This is a genomic window from Limnofasciculus baicalensis BBK-W-15 (assembly GCF_024178385.1).
Classification (GTDB): domain Bacteria; phylum Cyanobacteriota; class Cyanobacteriia; order Cyanobacteriales; family Coleofasciculaceae; genus Limnofasciculus; species Limnofasciculus baicalensis.
Window position 1 is genome coordinate 1 of sequence record NZ_JAMZMM010000678.1, and the last position, 1,506, is coordinate 1,506.

1 protein-coding gene and 1 pseudogene are annotated in these 1,506 nt (G+C 46.4%); one reads left to right on the plus strand and one right to left on the minus strand.

What is annotated here, in order from left to right; translation table 11 throughout:
* Positions 1–12: 12 nt before the first annotated feature.
* The gene (gene pdhA, locus NJ959_RS29395) at positions 13–1,047 is read right to left on the minus strand and encodes a pyruvate dehydrogenase (acetyl-transferring) E1 component subunit alpha (RefSeq protein ID WP_254015300.1); all 1,035 of its coding nucleotides are present in this window, start codon (positions 1,045–1,047) and stop codon (positions 13–15) included.
* A 198-nt stretch (positions 1,048–1,245) separates the two neighbouring features.
* Between pdhA and NJ959_RS29400 the strand changes: the two are divergent.
* A pseudogene (locus tag NJ959_RS29400) lies at positions 1,246–1,479 on the plus strand (DUF29 domain-containing protein); the annotation flags it as partial.
* Positions 1,480–1,506: the final 27 nt, after the last annotated feature.

Sequence of the window (1,506 nt, forward strand, 5' to 3'; positions counted from 1 at the left end):
CCCCTGATTGATTTAATCTTCAGCAAAAATATAGCGGTGTAACTCACTAGGATCGGGTTCCGGACTAGTTTCAGCAAACTTAACCGCATCATCAATTGTCTCTTGAACTTTCCGATCGATCGCCTTAAGTTCCTCAGAATTAACGAGATTTTGCTCAGTGAGATATCCAGCCAACTTTTTAATCGGATCCCGAGGGAACCAGAATTCCTTCTCTTCCTTAGAGCGCAATTCGTCAGGATCTGCCAGAGAATGACCTCGGAAGCGATAGGTTAGTGCTTCAATTAAAGTTGGGCCTTCACCTGCACGAGCGCGTGCGATCGCCTCTTGAGCTACCGCCCGTACCGCAAGTACATCCATACCATCAACTTCGACACCGTGCATCCCAAACACACTAGCTTTTTTGTAAATTTCTGGCTGAGATGTCGCCCTTTCATGAGCCATACCAATTGCCCATTTGTTGTTTTCCACAACATAGAGAATTGGCAGTTTCCACAAGGCAGCCATATTCAAGCATTCAAAAAACTGACCGTTATTGCAAGCACCATCCCCAAAGAAGCAGGCGGTGACACCAGTAGAAGTCTCATCGCCTAAAGCTTCACGACGGTACTTCGCCGCAAAAGCAGCACCTGTGGCGACAGGAATTCCCTCAGCCACAAAAGCATATCCCCCAAGCAAATGATGCTCGCTGGAGAACATGTGCATGGAGCCGCCGCGCCCTTTACTGCACCCTGTTGCTTTCCCAAATAACTCCGCCATCACCTCCCGCGCTGGTACGCCTGCACTCAAGGCATGGACGTGATCCCGATAAGTGCTAGAGACATAATCATTTTCATGAGTGCGCAATCCCTTAATCACACCCGTTGATACGGCTTCTTGGCCATTGTACAAGTGGACGAAGCCAAACATTTTGCCCCGGTAGTACATCTCGGCGCACTTGTCTTCAAACAAGCGCCCTAATACCATATCCTCGTAGAGGATCAATCCCTCTTCTTTTGCGATCGTTCCTTCTTGAACTTGAAAGTTAGGTAATGTTCGTTCCTGAGCCATTGTACTTTTTAACGCTTGTTCAATCGCCTCTGAGTATATCATTCCCTCCGATACTCCCTACCGAAATTATTACCAACAGGCTAACGCCTTAACCAAACACAATGAAAATATTACAATTGACACTCTCAGATCTTGCATAGACTGAAATGATCGAGAACAAAAACTAAGCGTGGATTAGATGATTTAGGATTACAATATCAGTCCAACCTACGTGGCAAAAGTTGGGCAATTACAATTGAGTTACAGCGAGAGGAAATTATTGAGCTTTTGCAAGAAAATCCTAGCATGAAGCCTTACCTCGAAGAAGCGATCGCTAAATCCTACAAACAGGCGATCGCATTAGTCGTGCAAGAGACACCATTGAGCAAGCAAGATCTCCCGAAAGAGTGCCCCTACACCCTAGAACAAATCATAGACCCACAGTTCCCATGAGAGTTTTAACTCCCCACTCCCCACTCC

What these genes read in the sequence shown, in the direction of transcription:
- pdhA (WP_254015300.1), bottom strand. Translation starts at nt 1,047, where the DNA reads ATGGCTCAGGAACGAACATTACCTAACTTTCAAGTTCAAGAAGGAACG.